The sequence below is a fragment of the Klebsiella sp. D-Nf1 genome (assembly GCF_002810515.1).
Taxonomy (GTDB): domain Bacteria; phylum Pseudomonadota; class Gammaproteobacteria; order Enterobacterales; family Enterobacteriaceae; genus Klebsiella; species Klebsiella variicola.
The window spans coordinates 1-634 of record NZ_PIOK01000034.1; the positions used below are offsets into that span (position 1 = coordinate 1).

General features: G+C 59.1%; 2 protein-coding genes. Both read right to left on the reverse strand.

The features are described 5' to 3' along the window. Positions 1-304, reverse strand: a 304-nt coding sequence (locus CWM54_RS27865; protein WP_048333850.1) for a sugar nucleotidyltransferase, incomplete at its 3' end; no start/stop codon positions are given. Between the two features lie 13 nt (positions 305-317). After that, positions 318-634, reverse strand: a 317-nt coding sequence (locus tag CWM54_RS27870; protein WP_206054248.1) for a GDP-mannose 4,6-dehydratase, incomplete at its 5' end; no start/stop codon positions are given.

The following is a 634-nucleotide window of genomic DNA, read 5'->3' on the forward strand; positions in this document are numbered from 1 at the left end:
AGGCATCGTTGCCGATGAACTTCTCGCCAATGATAAAGGCCTGCGCCAGGCCGTCCGGCGACGGCTGGATAGCGTAGCTGAAGTTCACCCCGAACTGCGACCCGTCACCCAGCAGGCGCTGGAAGGAGGGCATGTCGTCCGGGGTGGAGATGATCAGGATGTCGCGAATCCCCGCCAGCATCAGGACGGACACCGGGTAGAAAATCATCGGCTTGTCGTAGATAGGCAGCAGCTGCTTGGAGACGCCCTGGGTGATCGGATATAAACGCGTGCCGGAGCCGCCGGCCAGAACAATACCTTTCATCTTTACTTCCTTATTAGTTATTCAGGCCCAGACGCTCGCCGGCATAGGAGCCGTCCAGCACGCGCTGCCACCAGGTCTGGTTGTTCAGGTACCAGTGCACGGTTTTTTCAATCCCGCTCTCGAACGTCTCCTGCGGCACCCAGCCCAGATCGCGCTGAATTTTCGCGGCATCAATGGCATAGCGCAGGTCGTGTCCCGGACGGTCGGTGACAAAAGTGATCAGGTCGGCGAAGTGGGCGATGTTGCCCGGCTTCTGCGCCACCACCTTGTCGAGAATGGCGCAGATGGTGCGCACCACGTCGATATTTTTACGCTCGTTATGACCGCCGA